This is a genomic window from Streptococcus criceti HS-6 (assembly GCF_000187975.2).
Classification (GTDB): Bacteria; Bacillota; Bacilli; order Lactobacillales; family Streptococcaceae; genus Streptococcus; species Streptococcus criceti.
In genome coordinates this window covers 29,128-53,059 of sequence record NZ_AEUV02000002.1, presented here as the reverse complement: position 1 = coordinate 53,059, position 23,932 = coordinate 29,128, and the positions used below count along the sequence as shown (strand labels likewise).

General features: G+C 42.0%; 26 protein-coding genes and 1 tRNA gene. 25 read left to right on the top strand and 2 right to left on the bottom strand.

The window, feature by feature from the left end; genetic code table 11:
* Positions 1-8: 8 nt before the first annotated feature.
* From ccrZ to STRCR_RS00195, 23 genes are all read left to right on the top strand, one after another.
* Positions 9-815: a cell cycle regulator CcrZ gene (gene ccrZ / locus STRCR_RS00305; protein WP_040804258.1), complete on the top strand. Its 807-nt coding sequence runs from the start codon at positions 9-11 to the stop codon at positions 813-815.
* The gene (trmB, locus tag STRCR_RS00300; RefSeq protein WP_004226300.1) at positions 816-1,451 is read left to right on the top strand and encodes a tRNA (guanosine(46)-N7)-methyltransferase TrmB; all 636 of its coding nucleotides are present in this window, start codon (positions 816-818) and stop codon (positions 1,449-1,451) included.
* A gap of 109 nt (positions 1,452-1,560) precedes the next feature.
* Positions 1,561-2,175: a hypothetical protein gene (locus STRCR_RS00295; RefSeq protein WP_004226782.1), complete on the top strand. Its 615-nt coding sequence runs from the start codon at positions 1,561-1,563 to the stop codon at positions 2,173-2,175.
* A gap of 9 nt (positions 2,176-2,184) precedes the next feature.
* Positions 2,185-2,580 carry a hypothetical protein gene (locus STRCR_RS00290; protein WP_004225721.1) on the top strand — a complete coding sequence of 132 codons (396 nt, stop codon included), beginning with the start codon at positions 2,185-2,187 and terminating at the stop codon, positions 2,578-2,580.
* Positions 2,581-2,589: 9 nt separating this feature from the next.
* Positions 2,590-3,255: a hypothetical protein gene (locus STRCR_RS00285; protein ID WP_004226787.1), complete on the top strand. Its 666-nt coding sequence runs from the start codon at positions 2,590-2,592 to the stop codon at positions 3,253-3,255.
* Between the two features lie 18 nt (positions 3,256-3,273).
* Positions 3,274-3,987, top strand: coding sequence for a Tle-like phospholipase domain-containing protein (locus STRCR_RS00280; protein WP_004227619.1), 714 nt, complete (start codon positions 3,274-3,276; stop codon positions 3,985-3,987).
* A gap of 23 nt (positions 3,988-4,010) precedes the next feature.
* Positions 4,011-4,682, top strand: coding sequence for a tandem-type lipoprotein (locus STRCR_RS00275; protein WP_004229961.1), 672 nt, complete (start codon positions 4,011-4,013; stop codon positions 4,680-4,682).
* A gap of 13 nt (positions 4,683-4,695) precedes the next feature.
* Positions 4,696-5,958 (top strand): Tle-like phospholipase domain-containing protein, encoded by a 1,263-nt coding sequence (locus tag STRCR_RS00270; RefSeq protein WP_004226072.1) that lies wholly within the window; start codon positions 4,696-4,698, stop codon positions 5,956-5,958.
* A complete protein-coding gene (locus STRCR_RS00265) occupies positions 5,948-6,394 on the top strand; it encodes a hypothetical protein (RefSeq protein ID WP_004227411.1) in 447 nt (148 codons plus the stop codon). The genes STRCR_RS00270 and STRCR_RS00265 overlap by 11 nt, the downstream gene beginning before the upstream one ends.
* Positions 6,394-6,741, top strand: coding sequence for a hypothetical protein (locus STRCR_RS00260; RefSeq protein WP_004228335.1), 348 nt, complete (start codon positions 6,394-6,396; stop codon positions 6,739-6,741). Before STRCR_RS00265 ends, STRCR_RS00260 begins: the two co-directional genes overlap by 1 nt.
* Before the next feature lie 106 nt (positions 6,742-6,847).
* A tRNA-Ser gene (locus STRCR_RS00255) sits at positions 6,848-6,934 on the top strand.
* 245 nt (positions 6,935-7,179) lie between these two features.
* A complete protein-coding gene (rimP, locus tag STRCR_RS00250) occupies positions 7,180-7,656 on the top strand; it encodes a ribosome maturation factor RimP (protein ID WP_081478734.1) in 477 nt (158 codons plus the stop codon).
* A 162-nt stretch (positions 7,657-7,818) separates the two neighbouring features.
* Positions 7,819-9,060, top strand: a complete 1,242-nt coding sequence (gene nusA / locus STRCR_RS00245) for a transcription termination factor NusA (RefSeq protein WP_004226892.1) — start codon at positions 7,819-7,821, stop codon at positions 9,058-9,060.
* A 20-nt stretch (positions 9,061-9,080) separates the two neighbouring features.
* Complete coding sequence (rnpM, locus tag STRCR_RS00240) at positions 9,081-9,377, top strand: RNase P modulator RnpM (RefSeq protein WP_004227723.1); 297 nt, start codon at positions 9,081-9,083, stop codon at positions 9,375-9,377.
* Positions 9,370-9,672 carry a YlxQ-related RNA-binding protein gene (locus STRCR_RS00235; RefSeq protein ID WP_004225749.1) on the top strand — a complete coding sequence of 101 codons (303 nt, stop codon included), beginning with the start codon at positions 9,370-9,372 and terminating at the stop codon, positions 9,670-9,672. The genes rnpM and STRCR_RS00235 overlap by 8 nt, the downstream gene beginning before the upstream one ends.
* A 19-nt stretch (positions 9,673-9,691) precedes the next feature.
* On the top strand, positions 9,692-12,436 hold the full coding sequence (infB, locus tag STRCR_RS00230; RefSeq protein WP_004230116.1) for a translation initiation factor IF-2: 2,745 nt from the start codon (positions 9,692-9,694) through the stop codon (positions 12,434-12,436).
* Positions 12,437-12,471: 35 nt separating this feature from the next.
* Positions 12,472-12,825, top strand: coding sequence for a 30S ribosome-binding factor RbfA (rbfA, locus tag STRCR_RS00225; protein WP_004226740.1), 354 nt, complete (start codon positions 12,472-12,474; stop codon positions 12,823-12,825).
* Positions 12,826-13,223: 398 nt separating this feature from the next.
* On the top strand, positions 13,224-13,772 hold the full coding sequence (locus STRCR_RS00220) for a nucleotidyltransferase family protein (RefSeq protein ID WP_004225843.1): 549 nt from the start codon (positions 13,224-13,226) through the stop codon (positions 13,770-13,772).
* Positions 13,773-13,890: 118 nt separating this feature from the next.
* The gene (locus tag STRCR_RS00215) at positions 13,891-14,313 is read left to right on the top strand and encodes a CopY/TcrY family copper transport repressor (protein WP_004228992.1); all 423 of its coding nucleotides are present in this window, start codon (positions 13,891-13,893) and stop codon (positions 14,311-14,313) included.
* Positions 14,314-14,337: 24 nt separating this feature from the next.
* Entirely contained in the window at positions 14,338-16,575 is a 2,238-nt protein-coding gene (locus tag STRCR_RS00210; protein WP_004228128.1) for a heavy metal translocating P-type ATPase, read from the top strand.
* A 305-nt stretch (positions 16,576-16,880) separates the two neighbouring features.
* Entirely contained in the window at positions 16,881-17,084 is a 204-nt protein-coding gene (copZ, locus tag STRCR_RS00205; RefSeq protein WP_004225514.1) for a copper chaperone CopZ, read from the top strand.
* 78 nt (positions 17,085-17,162) lie between these two features.
* On the top strand, positions 17,163-17,477 hold the full coding sequence (trxA, locus tag STRCR_RS00200; RefSeq protein ID WP_004229893.1) for a thioredoxin: 315 nt from the start codon (positions 17,163-17,165) through the stop codon (positions 17,475-17,477).
* A gap of 156 nt (positions 17,478-17,633) precedes the next feature.
* On the top strand, positions 17,634-18,680 hold the full coding sequence (locus STRCR_RS00195) for an alcohol dehydrogenase catalytic domain-containing protein (protein WP_004228527.1): 1,047 nt from the start codon (positions 17,634-17,636) through the stop codon (positions 18,678-18,680).
* Positions 18,681-19,304: 624 nt separating this feature from the next.
* On the opposite strand, the gene STRCR_RS00185 is transcribed toward STRCR_RS00195, so the two are convergent.
* Complete coding sequence (locus tag STRCR_RS00185) at positions 19,305-19,733, bottom strand: YjdF family protein (protein WP_004230027.1); 429 nt, start codon at positions 19,731-19,733, stop codon at positions 19,305-19,307.
* Between the two features lie 346 nt (positions 19,734-20,079).
* Here STRCR_RS00185 and STRCR_RS00180 point away from each other — a divergent pair, with 346 nt between their 5' ends.
* A complete protein-coding gene (locus STRCR_RS00180; RefSeq protein WP_004228342.1) occupies positions 20,080-20,586 on the top strand; it encodes a hypothetical protein in 507 nt (168 codons plus the stop codon).
* 62 nt (positions 20,587-20,648) lie between these two features.
* Here the strand turns inward: STRCR_RS00180 and mutY are convergent, their stop codons facing one another.
* On the bottom strand, positions 20,649-21,809 hold the full coding sequence (mutY, locus tag STRCR_RS00175; RefSeq protein ID WP_004227199.1) for an A/G-specific adenine glycosylase: 1,161 nt from the start codon (positions 21,807-21,809) through the stop codon (positions 20,649-20,651).
* A gap of 1,550 nt (positions 21,810-23,359) precedes the next feature.
* On the opposite strand from mutY, the gene STRCR_RS00170 reads away from it, so the two are divergent.
* A complete protein-coding gene (locus STRCR_RS00170) occupies positions 23,360-23,674 on the top strand; it encodes a hypothetical protein (RefSeq protein ID WP_004226754.1) in 315 nt (104 codons plus the stop codon).
* Positions 23,675-23,932: the final 258 nt, after the last annotated feature.

Here is a 23,932-nt window from a genome sequence, read left to right as displayed (position 1 = left end):
AAAAATATATGGAGGAAAGAAATTTGGCTATAACTGATTCAGATTTAACGCTAAAACCCCTGCGGGGCAAGAGCGGTAAGGCCTATGTGGGAACCTATCCCAATGGGGACCGAGTTTTTGTCAAAATGAATACGACCCCGATTCTGGCTGCTTTGGCCAAGGAACAAATAGCTCCTCAGCTCCTCTGGGCTAAGCGCATGTCTAATGGAGATGTCATGAGTGCTCAAGAATGGCTCAACGGTCGGATTCTCAATAAGCAGGATATGACCAGCAAGCAAATTATCCAAATTCTTCTACGGATGCACCGCTCAAGGACTCTGGTCAACCAGCTCATGCAGCTCAACTATCGGATTGAAAAACCTTATGATCTGATTGCGGACTGGGAAAATAATGTTCCTGAACAACTGCGAGCCAACTCTTTCTTACAGTCCATTGCCAAGGAATTGAAGGATAATCTGCCAGAATTTGACCAAGACAAGGCTACGATTGTCCACGGTGATTTGCGCCACAGCAATTGGGTCATCACAACTAGCGGTCTAATCTATTTGGTGGATTGGGACTCTGTTCGCCTGACCGACCGCATGTATGATGTGGCTTATATGCTCAGCCACTACATTCCTTATACACACTGGAATGAATGGCTTAGCTATTATGGGTACAAGACCAATGATTTGGTTATGGCAAAGGTGGCTTGGTTCGGTCAACTGTCCTACCTGACCCAAATTCTTAAATGTTACGATGAAAATGATATGGAACACGTTAATCAGGAAATTTATGATTTGCGGAAGTTCCGTGATATTCTTGGAAAAAATTAAATGCGAGTTAGAAAACGTAAAGGCGCCGAAGAACACTTAGCCAATCACCCTCATTACGTAATTGTGAATCCCGAAAATGCCAAAGGAAAATGGCAGGAAATTTTCGGTAATGATAAGCCGATTCATATTGAAGTTGGTTCTGGTAAGGGAGCCTTCATTACGGGAATGGCCCTGCAGAACCCTGATATCAACTATATCGGGATTGACATTCAAGTTTCAGTGCTCAGCTATGCCTTGGATAAAGTGCTGGCTAGTGGTGCGGAAAACATTCGCCTCCTGCAAGTTGATGGCTCCAGCTTGACAAATTATTTTGCAGATGGGGAGATTAACCTGCTCTATCTCAATTTCTCAGACCCTTGGCCTAAGAAAAAGCACGCTAAACGCCGTCTGACCTACAAGACCTTCTTAGATACCTACAAACAGATTTTACCTGAGCATGGTGAGATTCACTTCAAAACCGATAACCGCGGCCTCTTTGAATACAGCTTAGCCAGTTTCTCTCAATATGGCATGGTCCTTAAACAGGTCTGGCTGAACCTTCATGCCAGTGATTTTCAAGGCAATGTCATGACAGAGTATGAAAAGAAATTCTCCAACAAAGGACAGGTCATCTATCGAGTAGAAGCGAGATTTTAGGGTGAGAAAAATTGAAAAGAGCTCTCTTAATAGAGATTAAGTGGTACAAAGCATGAAATTAAAGATAACTCTGTCATTAATAATGATACTAATATTAGGAGGATTAATTATGGCAGGCTTGTCGGGCTTATCTGCATGTGGCTTGAATAAGGACAGCCGAGAATGGATTGAAAAAAATCGTGTATCAGATATCTATAAGGTTTATCCGACCAAGGATCCAGAAGATTTGTTTAAGGTGTTTCCAGATGGGTTTGATATTGAACAATCTTATATAGATGAAAAAGGACGGGCTTTTCGTATATATTTAGAAGGGGAACCTGATTCAAAAGTTATCAGCGGAGAGATGGTGCAAAATCCAAATATAAAAGGCACAAAAAAAGTAGCAGATGTTATATATGAAAATGGACATTTTATTTTCACTAATAAAACAACTGATTTTAATTGGCCGTTGGGCAATTTTCTCTTTCAGAATTTTACCATCAGTGAGAAGTTTATCAGTGGATTAACTGAGAAAGATCATGGTTATAATAGTCAAAACGGTAGTTTTTATATGGATTACGAGTTAGATGACCCTAAGTTAAAATCCCTATTCGGTTTAAAAAATACTAAAATAACTAATTTTGGAATCTCAGGCAATGGAAAAGATTATTTTGTACGAACAGTATCATTTGATTTCTCAAATGATACAAGTTTTACAGAGACTATTGAAAGAAAAGTTAAATAAGGAGATATTATGACTAAGAATAAAGCAGTCAATAGCTCACAAGATACAGCGTATGCTGCTAGTATCACCTATGATGTTGAGACAACAGCCGTAAAAAATGACTTAGATTTATCAACAAAAGCAGGTCAAGAAGAGATTAAACGAGAAATAACAACAGGTAAAAATATTAAAGTCCCCTCCAACCTCGAGTATGTCGACAGTTTCCGAGATGCCAGCACTGGTACCAGCGGGACTGCCTTTAAGGATAAGAACACTGGAGAAATTATCGTCGCCTATACAGGGACCAATCCTAAAGGTGATATCGTCACTGATGTCAAAACTGATGTTGTTGATGTTGCAATCGGTACAGGCGGTCATTATGATTCATCTTATCAATTTTATGACAAGATGGCAGTCTCCAATTAGGAGGTAAGTATGGTCTTAAAGAAACGGATAACATTTGTCATTCTGCTGCTAGGGGGGATTATCATCATGGGATTAACAAGCTTAACCGCGTGCGGTTTGAATAAGGACAGTCGGGAATGGATTGAACAAAATCGCGTTTCGGATATTTATAAAGTCTATCCAACCAAGAATCCAAAGGATTTATTTAAGGTATTCCCGGATGGGTTTGGCATAAGGCAGTCCTATACTGGCAAAGATGGTGTGACCTATGAATTAAATGTAGAAGGTGATCCTAATACTAAAGAAATCAAAGGGGATTTGGTCAGAGATCCCATTGATGACGCACAAAAAGTCAGTGATGTAAGAGTAGAAGACAGTCACCTAGTTTTTTCAGATCCGTCTGTTAAACAGTATTGGCCGACAGATGAGTTTCTCTTTCAGCATTTAGCGATTAATCAAGCCTATCTGGACAAGTTGAAATCGACAGATCATGGCTATAATAGCCAAAGCGGCAGTTTTAACATAGCGTATCAATTATCTGACTCAGCTATTAATAAATTTTTGAATCTCAAGGATGAGGAAATTGAAAAATTTGAAATTAGTGGATGGGGTAAGGAATATCGACAAAGAACCATAAAATTAAATTTTACACAGAGAGTAGAATTTTTTGAAGGAATTAATAAAATTATTGAATAAGTTTTTTAGGTGATTATTATGAGTGAAAAACAAATTAACAGTGCACAGGATACAGCGTATGCATCTAGGTTAACCTACGATGTTGAAACTTATGCCGTTAAAAATAATATTGACTTATCTACTAAAGAAGGCCAGACTAAGATTAGGAGATATTTACGTGAAAATGAAGATTCTCACTCTCCCTCCAACCTAGAGTATGTAGATAGCTTTTATGATAAGTCCACAGGCACTAGCGGAACCGCCTTTAAAGACACGAACACCGGTGAAATTATCGTCGCCTATACAGGGACTAATCTTAAAGGTGATATGGCCTTTGATGTCAAGACCGATGTTGCCGATATCCTTGTCGGTACAGGGGGCCACTATGAGGCCGCCTATCAATTCTATGACAAGATGGCCAAGAAATATGGTTCTGACAATATCACTCTGACCGGTCACTCTCTAGGCGGTAATGTCGCCCAGCGGGTCGCTCTTAAAAAGAATGCCCAATCGACGGTTGTTTATAACGCCGCTCCCCTTTACATTCCACTCGTGACTCAGGCCCTGAAAAGTAATCCCGCCTTAACCTTACTGGTCACACTGTCTACAACAGATAACATTAATGACATTAAGCATGATCAGAAGACCTTTACGGGCAAAGTGATTCGGATTCGGACAGAAGGCGATCCGCTCAATGCGGCTGCCAACCGAGCCGGTGCTGTTTATCTGGGAGAAGGGCGTGTTATAGCATAGCCCTCATTGTTTAGGAGGTAGGTATGGCACTAAAAAAACGATTACCATTCATCATCGTCATATTAGGAGGACTTATCATCATGGGGTTAGCAAGCTTATCCGCCTGCGGCTTAAACAAAGACAGCCGATCTTGGATTGAGAAAAATCGAGTTTCGGATATCTACAAGGTTTATCCGACCAAGGATCCAGAAGATTTATTTAAGGTCTTTCCAGATGGGTTTAATATTACACAGTTTTATACAAATTCGAACGGTGTTTATTATCACATAGAATTTGAAGGCAATGCTAAAACAGGGAAAATAAAAGGACAGTTTGTCAAAGAACCTTATTCAGATGATAAAAGAGAAAAATTATCAGATGTGACAGTTGAAGATGGACAAATTATCTTTTCTAATGAAACAGCTAAGAAAGACTGGCTCTTAGAGGGATTTCTCTTTCAACATCTAACGATTAATCAAGCTTATCTTAATGAATTAAAAGAAAAAAAGCATAGTTATAATTCGAATAGTGGGATTTTTCATATTAATTATAAGTTAACAGATCCTAGAGTAAACAAATTGCTAAAAAAGGACACTCAAAAGATTACTGATTTTGAAATAACAGGATCAGGAGAAGATTATTATAACCGAGCTATTAGTTTTACTTTTAGTGATAATAGTGAGTTTGGCGAGACGATAAATCGATTGAATAAATAATTAAGGAGATATTATGCCTAAAAGTAAAGTAGTTAACAGCAGTCAAGACACAGCCTATGCTTCACAAGCTACATATGAAGTAGAAAACATGAGAGTTAACGATGATGTTGATCCAAATAAAAATAAAACATCTACTAATAACATACTACATGATAAGCAAAGTCTCCCCTCCAACCTCGAGTATGTCGACAGCTTCCGAGATGCCAGCACTGGCACCAGCGGGACCGCCTTTAAGGATAAAAACACCGATGAAATTATCATAGCCTACACAGGGACCAATCTTAATGCTGACCCTGTTCAGGATGTCAAGACCGATGCCGTCGATATCCTTGTCGGGACTGGGAGCCACTATGAGGCTGCTTATCAATTTTATGACAAGATGGCCAAGAAATATGGTTCTGATACTATCACTCTGACCGGTCATTCTCTGGGCGGTAATGTTGCCCAACGGGTCGCTCTTAAAAAGAATGCCCAATCGACGGTTGTTTATAACGCTGCTCCCCTTTACGTTCCGCTCGTGACCCAGGCTATGAAAGCTAATCCTGCCTTGACCCTACTGGTCACGCTGTCTACAACAGATAACATCAATGATATTAAGCAGGATCGCAAGACCTTTACGGGCAAAGTGATTCGGATTCGGACAGAAGGCGATCCGCTCAATGCGGCTGCCAATCGGGCTGGTGCTGTTTATTTGGGAGAAGAAATCATTTTAGATGATTCTGGCGGTCATAAGATGGGTGACATTGTAGCAGATCCTGAACAAATGAAACAGATTCAAGTCATTCTTTCAGAGCAGGCCTCTGTAAAAAGGGTTCAGGCAACGCTGAAGGCTGTAGACAGTCAGATGAAGTCGGTCAAGACCATGGAAAAGAAGTATGCTTCTGGCGGTCTGACCGGTTCGGAACAGATTTTTCTGGATGCCGAACAAGCAGCAGCGGTTAGCCAAGGACTGACGAGCGTTTCGCAGGAGGCGGTTATACAAGTAGCATCCGAAGAGGTCAAAGCTCTCAAGAAAGCCAAGGACACCTATGATAAATTGAACGATGTTCCCTTTGGCATGATTTTGACCCCTGATGAGGTCAAGGAAGCTTATGCGGAGGCGGGCTGTACTTACGATAGTATTGTTGGTAATGTTGAGCGGCATTGTTCCAAAACTAAGCAAAAGTTTCAAGACTTGGCAGATGATTTCAGCGAGCTAGAAGGCCAGATTGCGAACGCGATTACAACCATGGTACAAACAGACAGTGAGATAGCAGGGATGATCAATGAAGGATAAGTGGGCTGAAAAATGGGATGAAGTGAGTGCTAAACAATGGCATGAGCGTACGATTCTTGAAGAGATGGAAGATAGCTACTATGCTAAGAAACGGTCCTTTGAAGAGCGCTACAATCGGCTGGATGACTTTCGCTTGCTCTTACAAAATGGTATAGAGCAGAATTATGAAGGTTCTCTAGCGATGCTTCAGGGAATTGGTGATAATCCTCATTTTGAGGAAGCCCGCCAAAATCTTATTAATATGACGGAACAAGCTGTTCAATATAATCAGGATCAGTTTGTTTATCATCGTGATAAACTAGAAATTGAAGAGGAAGCGTTTGAACAAGCGTACCGTAAAGCCCATAGTGAGCAAGAAGATAAAATAGATGCTTTGCATTGGGAGCTTGTGAAGATCGACTTAGCAGAACAAGAAGAAAAGAAGGAATCCTATTAATGGCTTGGTATAATAACTGGGGTGATTTTAAGGAGGCCGTTTCGGATGGCTATGATTATATATGTGATGAAGCATCGAAAGATCCCACTGTTCAAAATAGTAAGGCTGCTTTGAAAGCTTTAAATAAAGAATCGATAAAACATATCCACGCTCCCATTAGAAAAGGAGAACGGGATGATGCTAAGAACTTTTTCGATGAATATGCTAAACAGATTGCCAGTGAAACGAAATCAAATTTGAAGGCAGTAGCAGGGAAGATGGACAGCAGTATTAAGGGGAAGTTATCCAAATCTATTCACCAAACCATGGAGGATAAAGCGTCTGGTTATGATAAACTGGGCGAATAATCAAAATACCATTGAAAAACGACGTTGTCTATTTGGCTCTACTTGTGAAAATCATTTTGAAAAAAATGCTAATTCATGTTATAATGTCACTCGTTGACATTAACACGGAGAGGTCGCATAGTGGCCGAGTGCGCACGCTTGGAAAGCGTGTAGTCCTTAACGGGGCTCGGGGGTTCGAATCCCCTCCTCTCCTTAGAGATAAAGGTACGTTGGTGAAGGAATATTTCCGTGGGAAAGAAGAGACTGACCGCATTGGAAAGATGGTTTTCTCTCACAATTGCCAAAAAGCAACAAATCCCTTGCAATTAGAGGATTGGTGTGCTATACTTTAGAAAACAATACAGAAAGGGGCGGAGTTGAATGACTTCGCCTCTTATCTATGTATAGACCTTTGTTTGCATTATTTTAAGTAGAAACTAGAAAGTAGAGGTAGTTGCTATCGCTAATCAAACGCTTATTGATACAGTCACTCAGGTCGTTGCTCCTGCCATTCCACAGCCCTTCGAACTGGTTGATGTGGTGTATGAAAAGATGGGGGCTGATTATGTCTTGTCCATTCTAGTGGATAAACCAGAAGGCATTACGGTAGATGATACAGCTGAGCTGACGGATATTATCAGTCCGCTCTTAGATACCATCAAGCCGGATCCTTTCCCCAGCCAGTATATGCTGGAAATTTCTAGTCCTGGTTTAGAGCGGCCCTTGAAAACGGCTGAAAGTCTCAAGGCAGCCATCGGTTCCTACATCAATGTCAGCCTTTACAAGGCTATTGACAAGGTCAAAATTTTTGAGGGAGATTTGCTGGATTTTGATGGTCAAAACTTGACTCTGGAATATCTGGATAAGACTCGCAAAAAGCAAGTAAAAATCCCTTACTCAACAGTTGCTAAGGCTCGTCTGGCTGTTAAGCTTTAGTCGGATTAATCAGAAAGCCAGTTGGCCTACAAGCTTTATACTAAGCCTGTCTACGGCCGAGTCAAGATAGTTTATCAAATTTGGATATTACCAAGAATCCAAGTGTGTATTGAAAAACATAGAAAGGATAGAAGTTCCGCTGATTGGCGGATAAAAACACTTATGAGCAAAGAAATGCTAGAAGCCTTCCGTGTTCTGGAAGAAGAAAAACATATCGACAAAAATGACATTATTGATGCAGTGACTGAGTCACTTAAATCTGCTTACAAACGTCGCTATGGCCAATCTGACAGCTGTGAGGTTGAATTTAATGAAAAGACAGGGGATTTTCAAGTCTATAGTGTACGCGAAGTTGTCGAAGAAGTTTTTGACAGCCGTCTGGAAATCAGTCTAGCGGATGCCCTCAAGATTAGTTCAGCCTACGAGCTGGGTGACAAGATTCGGTTTGAAGAATCCGTTAAAGAATTCGGTCGTGTCGCTGCCCAATCTGCTAAGCAAACCATCATGGAAAAAATGCGTCGTCAGATGCGGGAGATTACCTACAATGAGTACAAAGAGCATGAAGGTGAAATCATGACTGGGACGGTTGAACGTTTCGACCAACGTTTCATCTATGTCAACCTAGGTTCGATCGAAGCTCAGCTGTCCCACCAAGACCAAATTCCTGGTGAGACTTTCAAATCCCACGATCGTATTGAAGTCTATGTTTATAAGGTGGAAAACAACCCTCGCGGTGTTAATGTTTTCGTTAGTCGAAGCCATCCGCAATTCATCAAACGCATCATGGAGCAAGAAATTCCTGAAGTGTTTGATGGTACCGTTGAAATCATGAGTGTCTCTCGGGAAGCTGGGGATCGCACCAAAGTCGCGGTTCGCAGCCATAACCCCAATGTGGATGCTATTGGAACTATCGTTGGTCGTGGTGGTGCTAATATCAAGAAAGTTGTCAGCAAATTCCACCCAGTTCGCCTAGATCCTAAGTCAGGTTTAGCTGTTCCTGTCGAAGAAAATATTGATGTCATTCAATGGGAAGAAGATCCAGCTGAATTTATCTACAATGCGATTGCACCAGCGGAAGTTGACTATGTTATCTTCGATGATGAAAATAGCAAGCATGCTACCGTGGTTGTTCCAGACAACAAACTGTCCTTGGCAATCGGCCGCCGTGGTCAAAATGTTCGTCTAGCCGCTCACCTGACTGGCTATCGTATCGATATTAAGTCAGCGACAGAATACGAAGCAGCTATGGAAGCAGAAGAAGCTTATGAAACCGAGGCTGATGACTTGGCGGAAGATACAAATTTGGAAACAGTTGACCAAGTACAAGCAGAAGAGGTTGATCAGGCTGGCCTTGATGTGGAACTGCCCCAGACTGAAGGCGCTGAGTCAGCTGAAGCAGAATAAGAAGTTAAGGAAGGTGTTTTATGGCTAAAACAAGAAAAATACCTTTAAGAAAATCGGTTGTTTCAGGTCAAGTGATTGATAAGAGAGACCTCCTTAGAATTGTTAAAAATAAGGAAGGTCAAGTTTTCATTGATCCAACAGGGAAGCAAAATGGTCGAGGAGCCTATATTAAACTAGATAATGAGGAAGCCCAGTTGGCCAAAAAAAAGCGGGTTTTTAACCATAGTTTTTCTATGCCCATTCCCGAAGAATTCTACGATGAGTTGATTGCTTATGTGGATCACAAGGTCAAAAGGAGAGAGTTAGGCCTTGACTAGTTTAGAGAAATTATCAAATTTATTGGGCCTAGCCCAGCGAGCTGGAGCGCTTATCTCTGGTGAAGGCTTGGTTATCAAGGCCATCCAGAAGCATCAGACCAGATTAGTTTTTCTAGCACATGATGCTGCTCCAAATTTGACCAAAAAAGTAACTGATAAATGTCAATATTACGATATAGAAGTCTCCACAGTGTTTTCGGCACTGGAATTAAGCGTTGCCATCGGTCGTTCCAGAAAGGTTTTGGCTGTGACCGACGCTGGATTTGCAAAGAAAATGAGGACTCTTATGAACTAAAGGAATAGGAGGACATGATTTGTCTAAGAAAAGATTGTACGAAATTGCCAAAGAACTCGGCAAACCAAGTAAAGATGTGGTGGAAAAAGCTAAGAGTTTAGGTTTGGATGTTAAGAGCCATGCTTCTAGTGTAGAAGATGCCGATGCCAAACGCATTGCCAGTAGTTTTTCATCGGCTCCAAAGCCCCAAGCCCAAAAAGCAGTAACGCCAAAGGCTGATCAAGCTGACGGTAAGGTTACGACTAAGTCGAATCAACCAGCTAAGTCTGAAGCAGAAACTAAGCCAGCTCAAGAGACTAAACCAGCCTTAGAAAAAGCGACTCAAGTTAAATCGACTGCCAAGCCAAAGCCCAAAATTCGTAATTTTAAAGCAGAACGCGAGGCTAAGGCCAAGGCAGAAGCAGAGCGCCGACAAAATCAAGGAAGCAAGGGGAAGCAGAATAATCGCGGTGATCGTCGCAATAATGATCGCCGTCGCGACAAACGCTCAGGCAATCGCAATGATCAAAGGAACAGTCGCAATCAGACCAATCAGGGTCCGCGGATTGATTTCAAAGCTAGAGCTGCTGCGCTCAAGGCCGAACAAAATGCGGAATATTCGCGCCAAAGTGAAGTTCGTTTCCGCCAAGAGCAGGAAAATAAGGCAGCGATAGCTCGCCAACAAGAAGAAGCCCGTCAAAATAAACGAACAGCCCAAGAAGATCAAGCTCAGGCTCAGCCTGCTAAACCGACTCAAGCGGCCCCTGCCCCAGCAGCTGTCGCTTCCAAGCCAGCTCCAGCTAAGGATGCTCGTCGCAAGAAATCCAATCGTTCAGACAAATCACGTGACTTTTCACATCAGAATGAAGATGGACCAAAGCAAAGCAGAAATAAGAAGTGGAATAATCAAAATCAAGTGAGAAATCAAAGAAATAGTAATTGGAATCATAAGAAGAAAAAAGGGAAGAATAACCGCAATAAGGATGTGGCTCCAAAGCCAGTCACCGAGCGTAAATTCCATGAGTTGCCTAAGGAATTTGAATATACTGAAGGTATGACGGTTGCAGACATTGCAAAACGTATCAAACGCGAGCCCGCTGAAATTGTTAAGAAGCTCTTCATGATGGGCGTGATGGCTACTCAAAATCAATCCTTGGATGCGGAAACGATTGAGCTCCTGATGGTTGATTACGGTATTGAGCCTAAGAAAAAAGTTGAAGTTGACGATGCTGACATCGAGCGTTTCTTTGTCGATGATGACTATCTCAATGAGGACCAGTTAGTTGAACGGGCCCCAGTTGTAACAATTATGGGACATGTTGACCATGGTAAAACAACCTTACTGGATACCCTGCGCAATTCTCGGGTAGCAACTGGTGAAGCTGGTGGTATTACCCAACATATCGGGGCTTATCAGATTGATGCCAACGGTAAGAAAATCACCTTCCTAGATACTCCAGGACACGCGGCCTTTACTTCAATGCGTGCGCGTGGTGCCTCTGTTACTGATATCACGATCTTGATTGTGGCAGCGGATGATGGAGTTATGCCACAGACCATCGAAGCTATCAACCACTCTAAGGCTGCGGGTGTCCCAATCATTGTAGCCATCAACAAGATTGATAAGCCAGGAGCCAATCCTGAGCGAGTTATCGGTGAACTGGCTGAACATGGAGTTATTTCTACAGCTTGGGGTGGTGAGTCAGAGTTCGTGGAAATTTCGGCTAAATTTGGTCAAAATATTGATGAACTCTTAGAAACTGTCCTTCTGGTTGCAGAATTGGAAGAACTCAAGGCGGATCCAACCGTCCGTGCCATCGGTACGGTTATCGAAGCACGATTGGATAAAGGAAAAGGTGCTGTGGCTACCCTCCTGGTTCAACAAGGAACGCTGCATGTCCAAGACCCAATTGTTGCAGGCAATACCTTTGGTCGAGTTCGTGCTATGGCTAATGATTTGGGCCGACGTGTCAAGACTGCTTTGCCATCGACACCAGTTTCTATCACTGGTCTTAATGAGGCACCCATGGCTGGTGATCATTTCGCCGTCTATGAAGACGAAAAAGCTGCTCGGGCCGCCGGTGAAGAACGGGCTAAGCGGGCCCTGCTTAAGCAGCGTCAAGTTAACCATCGCGTTAGTCTGGAAAATCTCTTTGATACTCTGAAAGACAGTGAAGTTAAGTCTGTTAATGTCATTATCAAGGCTGACGTGCAAGGTTCTGTTGAAGCCCTGGCTACTTCCCTGCAAAAGATTGAAGTGGAAGGTGCCAAAGTCACCATCGTTCACTCAGCTGTCGGTGCCATCAATGAGTCTGATATTACTCTGGCAGAGGCTTCTGATGCGGTTGTCATTGGTTTCAATGTTCGTCCTACTCCGCAAGCTCGTGCTCAAGCCGAAAGTGATGAAGTCGAGATTCGTCTTCACAGCATTATCTATAAGGTTATCGAAGAAATTGAAGATGCCATGAAGGGAATGCTGGACCCTGAATACGAAGAAAAGATTGTGGGTGAGGCTATTATCCGTGAAACATTCAAGGTATCTAAGGTCGGCACTATCGGTGGTTTCTTGGTTACCAGTGGTAAAGTCACTCGTGACTCTAGCGTCCGAGTTATTCGTGACGGTGTCGTTATCTACGATGGTAAGCTGGCCAGCCTGCGTCACTTCAAGGATGATGTCAAAGAGATTGGTAATGCCCAAGAAGGTGGTCTCATGATTGAAGGCTACAATGATATTAAAGTAGATGATACTATTGAAGCCTATATCATGGAAGAAATTGAGCGCTAAGCCTCTCGCTATACAAAGAAAGAAGGAGTGAGTGCATGGCTAATTCATTTCGTACCGATCGGGTTGGAATGGAGATTAAGCGGGAAGTCAATGAAATTCTGCAAAAGAAGGTCCGTGATCCCCGTGTCTCTGCTGTAACCATCACCGATGTCCAAATGCTAGGAGACTTATCCATGGCCAAGGTCTACTACACCATTATGAGTGACCTAGCTTCGGATAATCAAAAGGCCCAAACGGGTCTAGAAAAAGCCAAGGGAACTATTAAACGGGAACTTGGTAAGAATCTCCAAATGTATAAAATTCCAGATTTAACCTTCATCAAGGATGAATCTATTGCCTATGGTAATAAGATTGACCAGATGTTACGAGATTTGGAAAGTAAGAAATAAATGTTAGAGACTGGGAGAGACTGATAATTCGCTATAGTGATTGGCAGTAGTTATCAGTGTGGAGCATTGAGACAAAAAATCTTGCTATACCTTAATGAAACTGCGTAGGGGATAGCAATCTATTTCCATTCGAACCTTAAAATGGAAGAGCGAAGAAAAATGAAGTCGCTATTTTATGGTGGATTTACCGATTTCTATCCAACTCTCGTAAAACCATTTTCATTGTGGAATCATTTATCAGCAATCCCTGTCTCTTGATACAAACAATCAAAAAACGAGCAAAATTAGAATTTTCATCATTAGGAAACTAACTTTGTTCGTTTTTTTAAAATGCTGTCATCAGTCTTTTATTTCATACTTACATTCAGCAGCAAATTGAAGACAGATAGGAGAATAGAATGGATATAAAGGGGCTATTTGAAAGAGATTCGGATATCGTGAGAATTTTAACGATTGTGGACCAGCTGGGACTTTCAGATTCATGGCTGGCAGCAGGGACCTTACGAAATTTTATCTGGAACCAGTTGTCTGGTTATCCAGCTTTTGATAAAGAGACAGATGTTGATGTTGTTTTCTTTGATCAGACTATAACCTATGAAGAGACATTAGAAATAGAAAAGAGAATCCGCAAAGAGCATTCAACTTATAATTGGGAGCTGAGAAATCAAGCAGATATGCATAGCCATAGCCCTAACACCCGCCCCTATACTAGTTCCAAAGATGCCATCAGCAAATATCCTGAGCGATGTACAGCAATTGGGGCTAGGCTTGACAACGACCAACACATAGAATTATTTTTGCCTTATGGGATAGAGGATATTCTGTCTTTCAAGGTTAGACCCACTCCTCATTTTCAAATAGATCAAGATAGAATGGCTGTTTATCGTAGCCGCATAGCTCAGAAAAATTGGCAATCTAAGTGGCCACAGCTAAAAATTGAAAACTGACTGTTAGCTAACCCTGATAACTTGCTTCTTACAGGTTATTTTAATTTACATTTGTAAACGATTCTGTTATAATATATCTACAAATGTAGATGGATTTAAAAAGAAGGAGGTGGAGTCCATGATTTCAAATGCAGAATGGGAAGTCCTGCGAGTCGTCTGGACAAAAGGGCAGGTCACCAGTAAACAAATTATCGCTGTTTTGGCTAATAAGAAGGAGTGGTCAGAGTCCACCATCAAAACTTTGATCGGCCGTTTAGTTGATAAGGGCATTTTGCTTAGCCGCCGCGAGGGACGCAGCTATCTTTATTGGACTGAAGTATCAGAAGATGATGCAAACCTAGCTTGCCTGAAAGGAGAGCTGGATAAGATTTGTGTCACCAAGCATACAGACCTTCTGGGAAAATTGCTAGTAGAAACACCTATGACGGCGCAAGATATCAAGACGCTGCAGGATATCTTGTCTGCTAAACAGGCCGTTACCGAAGTAACCTGCGACTGCACGCCTGGTCAGTGTCGCTGTCACGAAACTGGTGCAGCCTAATCAATTAGTAAGGAGGTATTTTTCATGGTTAAAGAAACCTATGTTGTTGATGGAATGGTCTGTGCAGCCTGTGCAGCCACAGTCGAAGGAGCTGTCAAAAAATTAAAAGGTATAGAAAGTTGCGCTGTTAATCTAACTACTGAAAAGATGGCAGTGACCTACGATCAGCAACAACTAGATGCTGATCGGATAGCAAAAGCGGTTGCAGATTCGGGTTACCGTGCCCATGTTTTTGATGAAAAGAAAGATGCCAGCCAAGAAGAGCGAGAGCTAAAGCGCCTTGCTGGTATGAAAGTCCGCTTGATTTGGTCTGCAATCTTTACCCTTCCTCTATTATATATATCAATGGGAAGTATGGTGGGACTGCCCCTACCGCAGATTTTAGATCATCACTCTCATCCACTGGTTTTTGTTCTGAGTCAGCTTCTATTAACAGTACCAGTTATGGTATTGGGCTGGCATTTTTACAGATCAGGATTTAAATCTCTGAGCAAGGCTCATCCTAATATGGATAGCCTAGTTGCAGTAGCAACCAGCGCAGCCTTTCTTTACAGTCTTTATAGCACCTACCATGTGATTTTGGGACATCACCACCACATCCATCAACTCTACTTCGAGTCTGTTGCGGTTATTTTGACCCTGATTACTCTCGGAAAGTTTTTTGAAACTCTTTCTAAGGGTCGTACCTCTGAAGCCATTAAAAAACTCATGCACCTTTCGGCTAAAGAAGCCTTGGTGATCCGAGATAATCAGGAAATACTGCTGCCTATTGAGGAGTTGGTCATTGGCGATCGCGTTTTAGTTAAACCGGGTGAAAAAATTCCAGTCGACGGTCAAATAGTGACTGGTCAATCCTCAATTGATGAGTCCATGCTGACAGGAGAATCTATCCCTGTTGAAAAAACTGTCGGTGATCAAGTTTATGGTGGTTCTATTAATAGTCAGGGAGCTTTAACCGTTCAGGCTGAAAAATTGGGCAAAGATACACTGCTCTCACAGATTATTCAGTTAGTGGAGGAGGCGCAAGAAACCAAGGCACCGATTGCTAAAATTGCCGATCAGGTTTCAGGCGTTTTCGTACCGATTGTCATGGGAATCGCCCTTGTGACAGGTCTGGTTTGGTTCTTCATCGGTGGAGAGTCCTTTACTTTTGCTTTGACTGTGGCCGTTAGTGTTTTAGTGATAGCTTGTCCTTGTGCTCTGGGGCTGGCAACACCGACTGCAATCATGGTTGGGACAGGCCTGGCAGCTGAACATGGTATTCTTTTCAAATCTGGTGATAGTCTTGAATTGGTTCATCAAGTTGATACCATTGTTTTTGACAAGACAGGAACGCTGACCCAAGGGAAGCCAGAACTGCTATCGGTTTACAACTATGCAGGCGATTTAGATCAGGCATCTTTACTGACTGTCATAGCTAGTCTAGAGGCCAATTCTAGTCATCCTATCAGTTCAGCAATCGTTGCTAAGGCTAAAGAAGACCAGCTTCAGTTATTAGATGTAGAGCAGTTTGAGAACCTAGCTGGTTTTGGACTTAAGGGCGAAATCAATGGGCAAGAGTGGTTAATTGGTAATAAAAATCTAATGGAGCAGGCCTCTATTGCTCTCACTCCGGCTCGCTCTGATTTTGATTTGTTGACACAGCAAGGACAGACCCCAATCTACGCTGCCAGTCAAGGACAGTTAATGGGGTTATTAGGAGTGGCTGATCAGCTTAAGCCAGACAGTCAAGAAGCTTTGAGCCAGCTTAAAGAACGTGGTTTTGATCTCGTTATGTTAACAGGAGATAATGAGCAAACGGCACAAGCTATTGCTCGAAAAGCTGGACTTGACCACGTGATTAGCCAAGTGCTTCCCGATCAAAAAGCCCAAACAATCAGTGATTTACAAGCTCAAGGTAAAAAAGTCGCCATGGTCGGTGATGGTATCAATGATGCACCAGCTTTAGCAACAGCTGATGTTGGCTTAGCTATGGGAGCTGGTACCGATATCGCGATTGAATCAGCTGATGTCGTGCTGATGAAGCCGGACTTAATGGACGTTGCTAAGGCCATGATAGTCAGTCAGGCTACTATTAAAACCATTAAGGAAAATCTTTTTTGGGCCTTTATCTATAATGTTTTGGCGATTCCCGTTGCCATGGGTGTGTTATACTTATTTGGAGGACCGCTTCTGAATCCTATGCTGGCAGGGCTTGCCATGAGCTTTAGCTCGGTTTCAGTAGTTCTCAATAGCCTTCGGTTGAAATATCGAAAGGTATAATACGTGTGGAAACAGCTATGAAGCATAACCATCAGAGCAGTATCATCAATCAAAAAAAGCTTTTTTGGGCTCCTTCTTCTAAATTTCACCTTCCTGGGATCTTTAGTGATTCATCGGCAGGTTCCCTATTTTTTCTTTGGAGTGCTTAACGGCTTAGTGATCCTGCGTTTGCTTAGTCGATTTTACTAACCAAATGCAGTTAGTGGGAGAGGTAGCCAAGTCACCCTAGTATTTGGCGTTTGCTATCAAGTACGAAGCATTTAGTTAACAAGCCTCTGCCATATCTTATATAAAAGGAGTTTATTATGTCAAAAACCTATCAAGTATCAGGAATGAAATGTGATGGCTGTGCTCAAACAGTCACTGACAAACTTTCAGCAGTTAAGGGTGTCGAATCAGCTACTGTTGATCTTGAAAAAAATCAAGTCACCATCGAAGGCAAGGCCTGGAAATGGTCGCTGAAGCACGCCTTGAAAGGGACGAATTATCAATTAGGCAGTGAAATTTAATTCTCGTAGCAAATATTTGGCAAAGCCATTTTTTTCCGTTAGAATGGCACTATAATCAAAAGAAATGGAGATCTAATTATGGCAGAAGTCGTAACAGATAAAACCTTTGACGAAGAAACGGCTCAAGGTCTTGTCCTTGTAGATTTTTGGGCAACATGGTGCGGCCCTTGTCGCATGCAATCACCAATCTTGGAGCAAATATCTGAAGAGTATGATGAAGACGAATTGCGCGTGCTTAAAATGGACGTCGATGAAAATCCAGAAACAGCTCGTAAATTTGGCATCATGTCAATTCCTACTCTTCTCTTCAAAAAAGATGGCCAAGTGGTTAAACAAGTAGCAGGTGTTCATACCAAAGACCAAATCAAGCAAATTCTAGCTGAAGTAGGATAACTATAAAGCAGCGTGCCCGTAAGGTTCGCTGTTTTTGCTGAGCGTATAACTGCCAGCTATACCTAGCAAGTATAATATCTATAAACGTTAGGTATTTGATTATGGCTGGCCAAACTGTTACACTAAATGAAAACTAACATAGTTAAGGAGTAAAGCATGAAAACTGCTATTTTTGAAAAAGCCGGTCAAATGATCGTTGAAGAAGTACCAATGCCAACAATTCAGGCTGATGATGACGCCATTATTAAAATTGTTCGTGCCTGTGTCTGTGGTTCTGACCTCTGGTCATACTCACACGGCGACGAACGCGAAAAACACTCTGTAAACAGTGGTCACGAGGCACTTGGCATCGTTCAAGAAGTAGGGCCTGATGTCATTAATGTCAAACCGGGGGACTTTGTTATCGTACCATTTACCCATGGCTGTGGTGAATGTGATGCTTGTCGTTCTGGATTTGATGGTACCTGTGATAACCATCCAGCACCAACTAACTGGGGCGGCGGTTTTCAATCTGAATATCTTCGATTCCACTATGCTAACTGGGCTCTTATCAAGATCCCTGGTCAGCCATCAGACTATTCAGAAGGCATGATTAAGTCACTTTTGACTCTTGCTGACGTTATGCCAACAGGCTACCACGCAGCACGAGTTGCTCATGTCGCTCCCGGTGATAGGGTTGTCGTTATTGGTGATGGTGCTGTTGGCCAATGTGCGGTTATTGCTGCTAAAATGCGCGGAGCTTCCCAGATTGTCCTGATGAGCCGTCATGAAGATCGCCAACAAATGGCCTTGTCTTCCGGTGCAACTGCTATTGTTGCTGAACGCGGAGAAGAAGGTATTGCTAAGGTTCGCGAAATTCTTGGCGGCGGGGCAGACGTTGCCCTGGAATGTGTCGGTACAGAAGGTGCACTCGAGCAAGCTCTCGGTGTCTTGCATAATGGCGGCCGTATCGGCGCTGTCGGTGTGCCTCATTATGGCGATCATCGCATCGGTTCAACCTTTGCTCAAAACATCTCAATCGCAGGTGGTTCAGCTTCTGTTACAACTTATGATAAACAAATCTTGCTTAAGGCTGTTTTGGATGGCGATATCAATCCGGGCAAAGTCTTCACAGACACCTATAGCCTAGATGACATTAATCAAGCTTATCAAGATATGGCGGATCGCAAGACTGTTAAATCAATGCTGGTAGTAGCAGAATAAAACAAGAGAGCGGGACAGAAATCAATCATTCGAAGATTTTGATTGCCCTCGCTTTCTTATTTTAAGGCTCAGGTAGAAATCCTCCACTGGAGCATTTCAATCCCACCTCCGCACAGTTGATTAGGTTGGCCGCAGTCATTTGCATAGCAATGGATAGGGACTGCCAATCAACCACTGCGTCAATCTGGTAAATCTAGAATAATGCTAACGAGTCTGGACTTTTGTCCCGGACTTAGCCCACCTCCACCCACTTCCAAACTTTGAAGGTTTAAGATGAATAGCGTTCATCACATGAGGTCTGGGAGGCCTTTTGAGGTTGGAAATAAGATGTCCCACATTAATGGAATTAGATATCCTCCAACAGTTCCCCAAACTGTTGAAACTATCACTTGTCTGGTCGCTAAACAGTCCAGCGGACTGTTTAAGGGGGGGCTGAGAATGGGTCTGCACCCCAAGATAAGGATATCCAACCAGCAGTGGTTCATTGGTGCTAAAGCACCTAATGAACTGTACAGGGAAAAGACTCCTTGGCAGAGCCAACCAGTCTTTCTTCCAACCGCTGCGCCTAGCAAATAAAATAAATAAGGCTGAGAACTTTTTTCTCAGCCTCTTAGGGACACTAAGTCAGTGTCCTTTTTTCTTTTTGCGGCGTTTTTCCTGCTTGAGCTGAAACTGTCTCTCCTTATATTCCTGTCGCTTTTGCCGGTTGGAGGCTTTCTTTTCCAGTTTCAGCAGCTCATGACTAGCCTGCATGGCCTGTTGAGCCTTAGAGGATAGAGCAGGCTGTTTCATCTGTTTGCTAATTTCCCTTTGCATTCGCTTAGGATTGATGGATTTATGCACAAGAGATGTATCTGGTTCATCACTGACTAGGCCCAGCCTTTCTTGTTTTTGCATCCATTCGGTCAAATGAAGATGGATAAAATCAAGAATATCGCTGTCCTTGGGCTCCTTGCCAAAGGGATAGCGAAAGGCTTGATAACCCAGCTGTCTGTCCTGATATTCAATCAAACCAAACCAGAAACCGCCGTCAAAAAATACTGTCATTTTCATGCCAGCCCTCCGAAAAATAAATTTTGATAAGGGACGACCTGGAGGGAAGGTTACTGACACTTATTGAAGATAAACAAAAGCAATGACCGAGCATGAATTGGCTCACTGCTGGAAATTTCCAGATCTGACTTGAAGACTCTCCAAGTTTATCATTCCGCAAGTGCTTGCAGACTACCCAACTGCAACGTGTTTTTATATCAATAGGGTTATTATAGCACTTTAAGTCTGCACCTGCTCAAAGGTTTCAATCATTATTTTTTTGCATTCGACTGACACTCGCAAATGACTTTTTATTTTGATACAATTAAGACAATGACTAGTGTTCAGAAAGGGTGAGGGTTATGTTATGGATGGGAAAAAGAGTTTTCTTGAGCGACACGAATGGATTGGAATTATAGTAGATTGGGTGATATTTTTGGGACCGACTATTGTCTTAGGGGGTATCTTGTCTCAAGTCCTAAAAGATGGTGATTATTTTATTCCAATACTTGCTCTTCTAGTGGTCCCCATTTTTAGCTTTTATGTTAATATTCTTCGCCCGTCTAAAAGTGAACGTCTAAAGGAGTGGAAGGATTATTTCTCGGGAAATGGTTTTTTCGCTTTGATTATCTGGGGCTGTCACTCGACGATTGGCCTCTATGGCAAATACAGACTGGTACAAGGCCCTGTCTGGAAGATGGAGCTCAAGAAAGCTGTGCCTATATTTGTCCTTGAAGGAGTGGTAACAGGCCTCTGGTTTCTCTTGGCCTATATCAGTAAAAAATACAATTGGCAAACGACTAAGTCACAACCAACTGATGAGCAAGAAGTGGCTATTATCGAGACAGCTACGAAAAACCGAAAAAAGGGCTGAGCTCCAGTGGAGCCAGTCCTTTTGTATGGTCAGAATTCAGTACACTAAGTTGCTTTTCCCATCTATTCCTGTCCCTTCTCAAAGGCGTCAATCATTTTTTTCTGTGGTGTCGCCATAGGATAATTATCAAAGTCTTGAGGATCTACCCAACGCAAGTCTCTATCTCCCTTTAAGTCTGCTTGCACAACTCGACCTTCCAACAATTGTACCTGCCATTTTTGATGACTAAAAGTGTGTTTGACAAGAGGAAGCTCTTCCTTGGACCAAATAGGGCTGAGACCGTAGTCCTCTTCAAAAACCTTCTGCAAAGAAACAGTCTCCAAAACTTGCTCGCTATCGTCTTCAAAGAGGCTGAGTTGCTTAGATAGAAGCTGAGTTTCCATCAGCGGAAATGACCAAAAGCCAGCCAGAAGTCCAGCCTGATGGTTCTTTTCCAAAAGAAATTGCCCCCGTTGGTTTCGAATGACAAAGGCTTGAAACAGCAGCGGCTTAGGTTTTTTCTTAGGCAATTTAATCGGATATTTATCATAAGTGCCGTGCAGATAGGCGGCATTAAAGGCCCGGACGGGGCTCTCGCCAGGTCTGGGATTTTTAGCCGATTCGATATCCGTACCCAGATCCATCAGAGCCTGATTAAAGTCGCCGGGACGCTTGGGATCAATCAGTTCTTCCATAATGGCTTGGAAGATCTTGCGATTGCTGGGATTGCCGACGTCATAATCTACCTCGAAGAGACGGGCCATGACCCGCATGACATTGCCATCAACGGCAGGTTCGGGCAGATCAAAAGCGATGCTGGCAATAGCTCCAGCAGTATAGGGGCCGATGCCTTTTAAACTCAGAATGTCTCCATAGGTCTGTGGAAATTCTCCAGCAAACTCGCTCATAATTTGCTGGGCCCCTTTTTGCATATTCCTAACGCGGGAATAGTAACCTAAGCCCTCCCAAGCTTTGAGTAATTTCTCCTCGGGTGCTTGGGCCAAATCCTCAACCCTTGGAAACCAGTCTAAAAATCTCAAGTAATAGGGGATAACTGTCTGAACCTGAGTCTGTTGGAGCATAATTTCAGAAATCCAGATATGGTAGGGATCCTTAGTCCGCCGCCAGGGGAGGTCCCTTTTTTCCTGATCATACCAGGTCAAAAGTGTTCGGCGAAAAGACCGAATAGTCTGAGGATCCCACATCTCAATACCAAAATCACGTAAATTCAGCTTTTTCTTCATAGAAAAAATTATAACAAAAATATTAACTAAAAAAGCAATAAAAGCTTGACAAAAGAAAACGCTTACAATATAATAAGAGTGTAAACAAGATAAGACTTAATCAAGGAGGAATTCTCTATGATTAGACAAAACGTTTCAAGGTACAAGAACGGTGACAGGCCTTAGACGGTAGGCAAAAAAGATTAATTTTACAGTAGGTATTGTCACTAGTTCGTATGAGATATTGTGTTAAGTGGTGAAAGAAATGATTAACATGAATAAATCTCGGTACAAAAATGGAGACAGTCGTTTTAATGAAAATAAGCAAAATCATTCGATCCATGATTGATTACTTGTTCTAGTTTGAGAAAAAGTGATAAGAAAATTTTTAAAGTGAAGCTCACAGTCCTAACAGTAGTTAATCATCAGTTTTTAAAACTTGCCAAAGTGTCGGAGGAAGGCTTATGTTGAAGTTTAACCTGAGTCGTTATAAAAACGGAGATAACTTAAGTTGTCGTCTAAAATAGCTTAAGGAGTGAAGCCAATGTAATCTTAATAGTTCATGCTCGATTGAAGGCCCGGTGTCAGTTTAGTTTGTAGGTGATTTGTTTGCCAGAAAGCCAATATAGCTAATAAATAGATGTCTTCATAGAGCGTAATATTAATGTTGTTGAAGAGGTGGTCTTATGCTAAAGATGAATTTAGGTCGTTATAAAAATGGAGACACTGATTTACCTTAACCTCCTTATGAGAAAATGAAAGGTGTGATGCCAGTGACTGAAAGTGAAATAGAAACGTAGAATCCGATTCTAAGCGTGCAAGAATCGGATTTTTTTATGCATTAATATTAGGATCAGTCACTCAAAGCTATAACTTATCAGCTTGTCGTAGGAATAGGTAAGCTCCAGCAAGTGCATAATAGGAGTATTGTGCGAGGCCTGTAATACATCAAGACAAGTGGTTGAAAGTATAGAAAAAGGTTGTGTTAGCTTATGTCGAGATTTGTTTTGATATTGTTGAGCCTTATCATTATAGCATTGGTCTCTATCATAGAAAAACCCCTATCAAGATTGCTTGTTTTGTAATTTTCCTTATCGAATGCATTTATATCATAGCTACGCACCTCTATTAGTTCTTGCATTAGTGAGGATGGAAAATATTCCGACAAAGTTTAATAAAATTGATAAATGAGCCAATGTCGAATATTTTTATGAAATCTTGACGTTAGGACTTTTATCTACAGTAGATGAGTTTCTATTTATTTATTTATGTAACTGGGACTCGACTTTTGTTTTGCTTAAAAGCTGGGTCCTTTTGTTAAACCCTAAAGCTTTCCCTTAAGCCTAAAAACATACGTTCACTGGGGGATAATTGTATCCTTTAGCGTTCTAGTATTTTGAAAGTAGCATCAATTATAGTTGAGGTGAATTATCAGAAAAATTTTCATGGCATATCATCTTTATTTTTATTTAATTAAAATCCCCTTAAAGTTATTGCCAACTGAGAATAATTGCGCTAAACTAACCATTGTTAATTTCTATTAGCAAATGCAAAATTAAAGGAGAATTGTTATGAACACAGTAGCATTAGACGCAACGGTCTTTGATAACTTTGAAGCAGCCGACATGAATTACCTAGCTGACATTGAAGCTGGAGATTATAGCTGGGGTGGATTTTTTGATTCAGTAGGTCAAGCTGGTATTGGAGGAATGGCAGGAGGAGCTGCAACAGGAGCTCTTACAGGAGCGGCTGGTGGAACCATGGTATTTCCTGGTGTAGGCACCGTGGCTGGCGCAGGAGGTTGTGCAGCCGCAGGAGGAATTATCGGTGGAATTGGAGGAATGGTCACTGGTGCAGCAAATTACCTTGTTAGCGGTGGAGATTAATATGAAGTACTATATCGTTGGCATAGTCTCAGCGGTTGTGCTATTTATAATTTTATATCTTTGCGGTGTTATAAAATTTAACTAATTTATACTCGTAAGCAAATTTAGCGTAGTAGTAGTGTGTAACAGCTAATCAGTCTATGGTAACGAACCAATGATTTCTACCAGAGCACTTATTTATTGATTCGGTTTTTAAACTTGCTGCTACCATAAAATTTGATATTTTTACAGGCTACGTTATAATTCTGGATTATAGTG

Bases quoted from the DNA above. Each gene is read 5' to 3' on its own strand.
- ccrZ (WP_040804258.1), top strand. From the start codon at position 9: ATGGAGGAAAGAAATTTGGCTATAACTGATTCAGATTTAACGCTAAAA.
- trmB (WP_004226300.1), top strand. From the start codon at position 816: ATGCGAGTTAGAAAACGTAAAGGCGCCGAAGAACACTTAGCCAATCAC.
- STRCR_RS00295 (WP_004226782.1), top strand. From the start codon at position 1,561: ATGGCAGGCTTGTCGGGCTTATCTGCATGTGGCTTGAATAAGGACAGC.
- STRCR_RS00290 (WP_004225721.1), top strand. From the start codon at position 2,185: ATGACTAAGAATAAAGCAGTCAATAGCTCACAAGATACAGCGTATGCT.
- STRCR_RS00285 (WP_004226787.1), top strand. From the start codon at position 2,590: ATGGTCTTAAAGAAACGGATAACATTTGTCATTCTGCTGCTAGGGGGG.
- STRCR_RS00280 (WP_004227619.1), top strand. From the start codon at position 3,274: ATGAGTGAAAAACAAATTAACAGTGCACAGGATACAGCGTATGCATCT.
- STRCR_RS00275 (WP_004229961.1), top strand. From the start codon at position 4,011: ATGGCACTAAAAAAACGATTACCATTCATCATCGTCATATTAGGAGGA.
- STRCR_RS00270 (WP_004226072.1), top strand. From the start codon at position 4,696: ATGCCTAAAAGTAAAGTAGTTAACAGCAGTCAAGACACAGCCTATGCT.
- STRCR_RS00265 (WP_004227411.1), top strand. From the start codon at position 5,948: ATGAAGGATAAGTGGGCTGAAAAATGGGATGAAGTGAGTGCTAAACAA.
- STRCR_RS00260 (WP_004228335.1), top strand. From the start codon at position 6,394: ATGGCTTGGTATAATAACTGGGGTGATTTTAAGGAGGCCGTTTCGGAT.
- nusA (WP_004226892.1), top strand. From the start codon at position 7,819: ATGAGCAAAGAAATGCTAGAAGCCTTCCGTGTTCTGGAAGAAGAAAAA.
- rnpM (WP_004227723.1), top strand. From the start codon at position 9,081: ATGGCTAAAACAAGAAAAATACCTTTAAGAAAATCGGTTGTTTCAGGT.
- rbfA (WP_004226740.1), top strand. From the start codon at position 12,472: ATGGCTAATTCATTTCGTACCGATCGGGTTGGAATGGAGATTAAGCGG.
- STRCR_RS00220 (WP_004225843.1), top strand. From the start codon at position 13,224: ATGGATATAAAGGGGCTATTTGAAAGAGATTCGGATATCGTGAGAATT.
- STRCR_RS00215 (WP_004228992.1), top strand. From the start codon at position 13,891: ATGATTTCAAATGCAGAATGGGAAGTCCTGCGAGTCGTCTGGACAAAA.
- STRCR_RS00210 (WP_004228128.1), top strand. From the start codon at position 14,338: ATGGTTAAAGAAACCTATGTTGTTGATGGAATGGTCTGTGCAGCCTGT.
- copZ (WP_004225514.1), top strand. From the start codon at position 16,881: ATGTCAAAAACCTATCAAGTATCAGGAATGAAATGTGATGGCTGTGCT.
- trxA (WP_004229893.1), top strand. From the start codon at position 17,163: ATGGCAGAAGTCGTAACAGATAAAACCTTTGACGAAGAAACGGCTCAA.
- STRCR_RS00195 (WP_004228527.1), top strand. From the start codon at position 17,634: ATGAAAACTGCTATTTTTGAAAAAGCCGGTCAAATGATCGTTGAAGAA.
- STRCR_RS00185 (WP_004230027.1), bottom strand. From the start codon at position 19,733: ATGAAAATGACAGTATTTTTTGACGGCGGTTTCTGGTTTGGTTTGATT.
- STRCR_RS00180 (WP_004228342.1), top strand. From the start codon at position 20,080: ATGGATGGGAAAAAGAGTTTTCTTGAGCGACACGAATGGATTGGAATT.
- mutY (WP_004227199.1), bottom strand. From the start codon at position 21,809: ATGAAGAAAAAGCTGAATTTACGTGATTTTGGTATTGAGATGTGGGAT.
- STRCR_RS00170 (WP_004226754.1), top strand. From the start codon at position 23,360: ATGAACACAGTAGCATTAGACGCAACGGTCTTTGATAACTTTGAAGCA.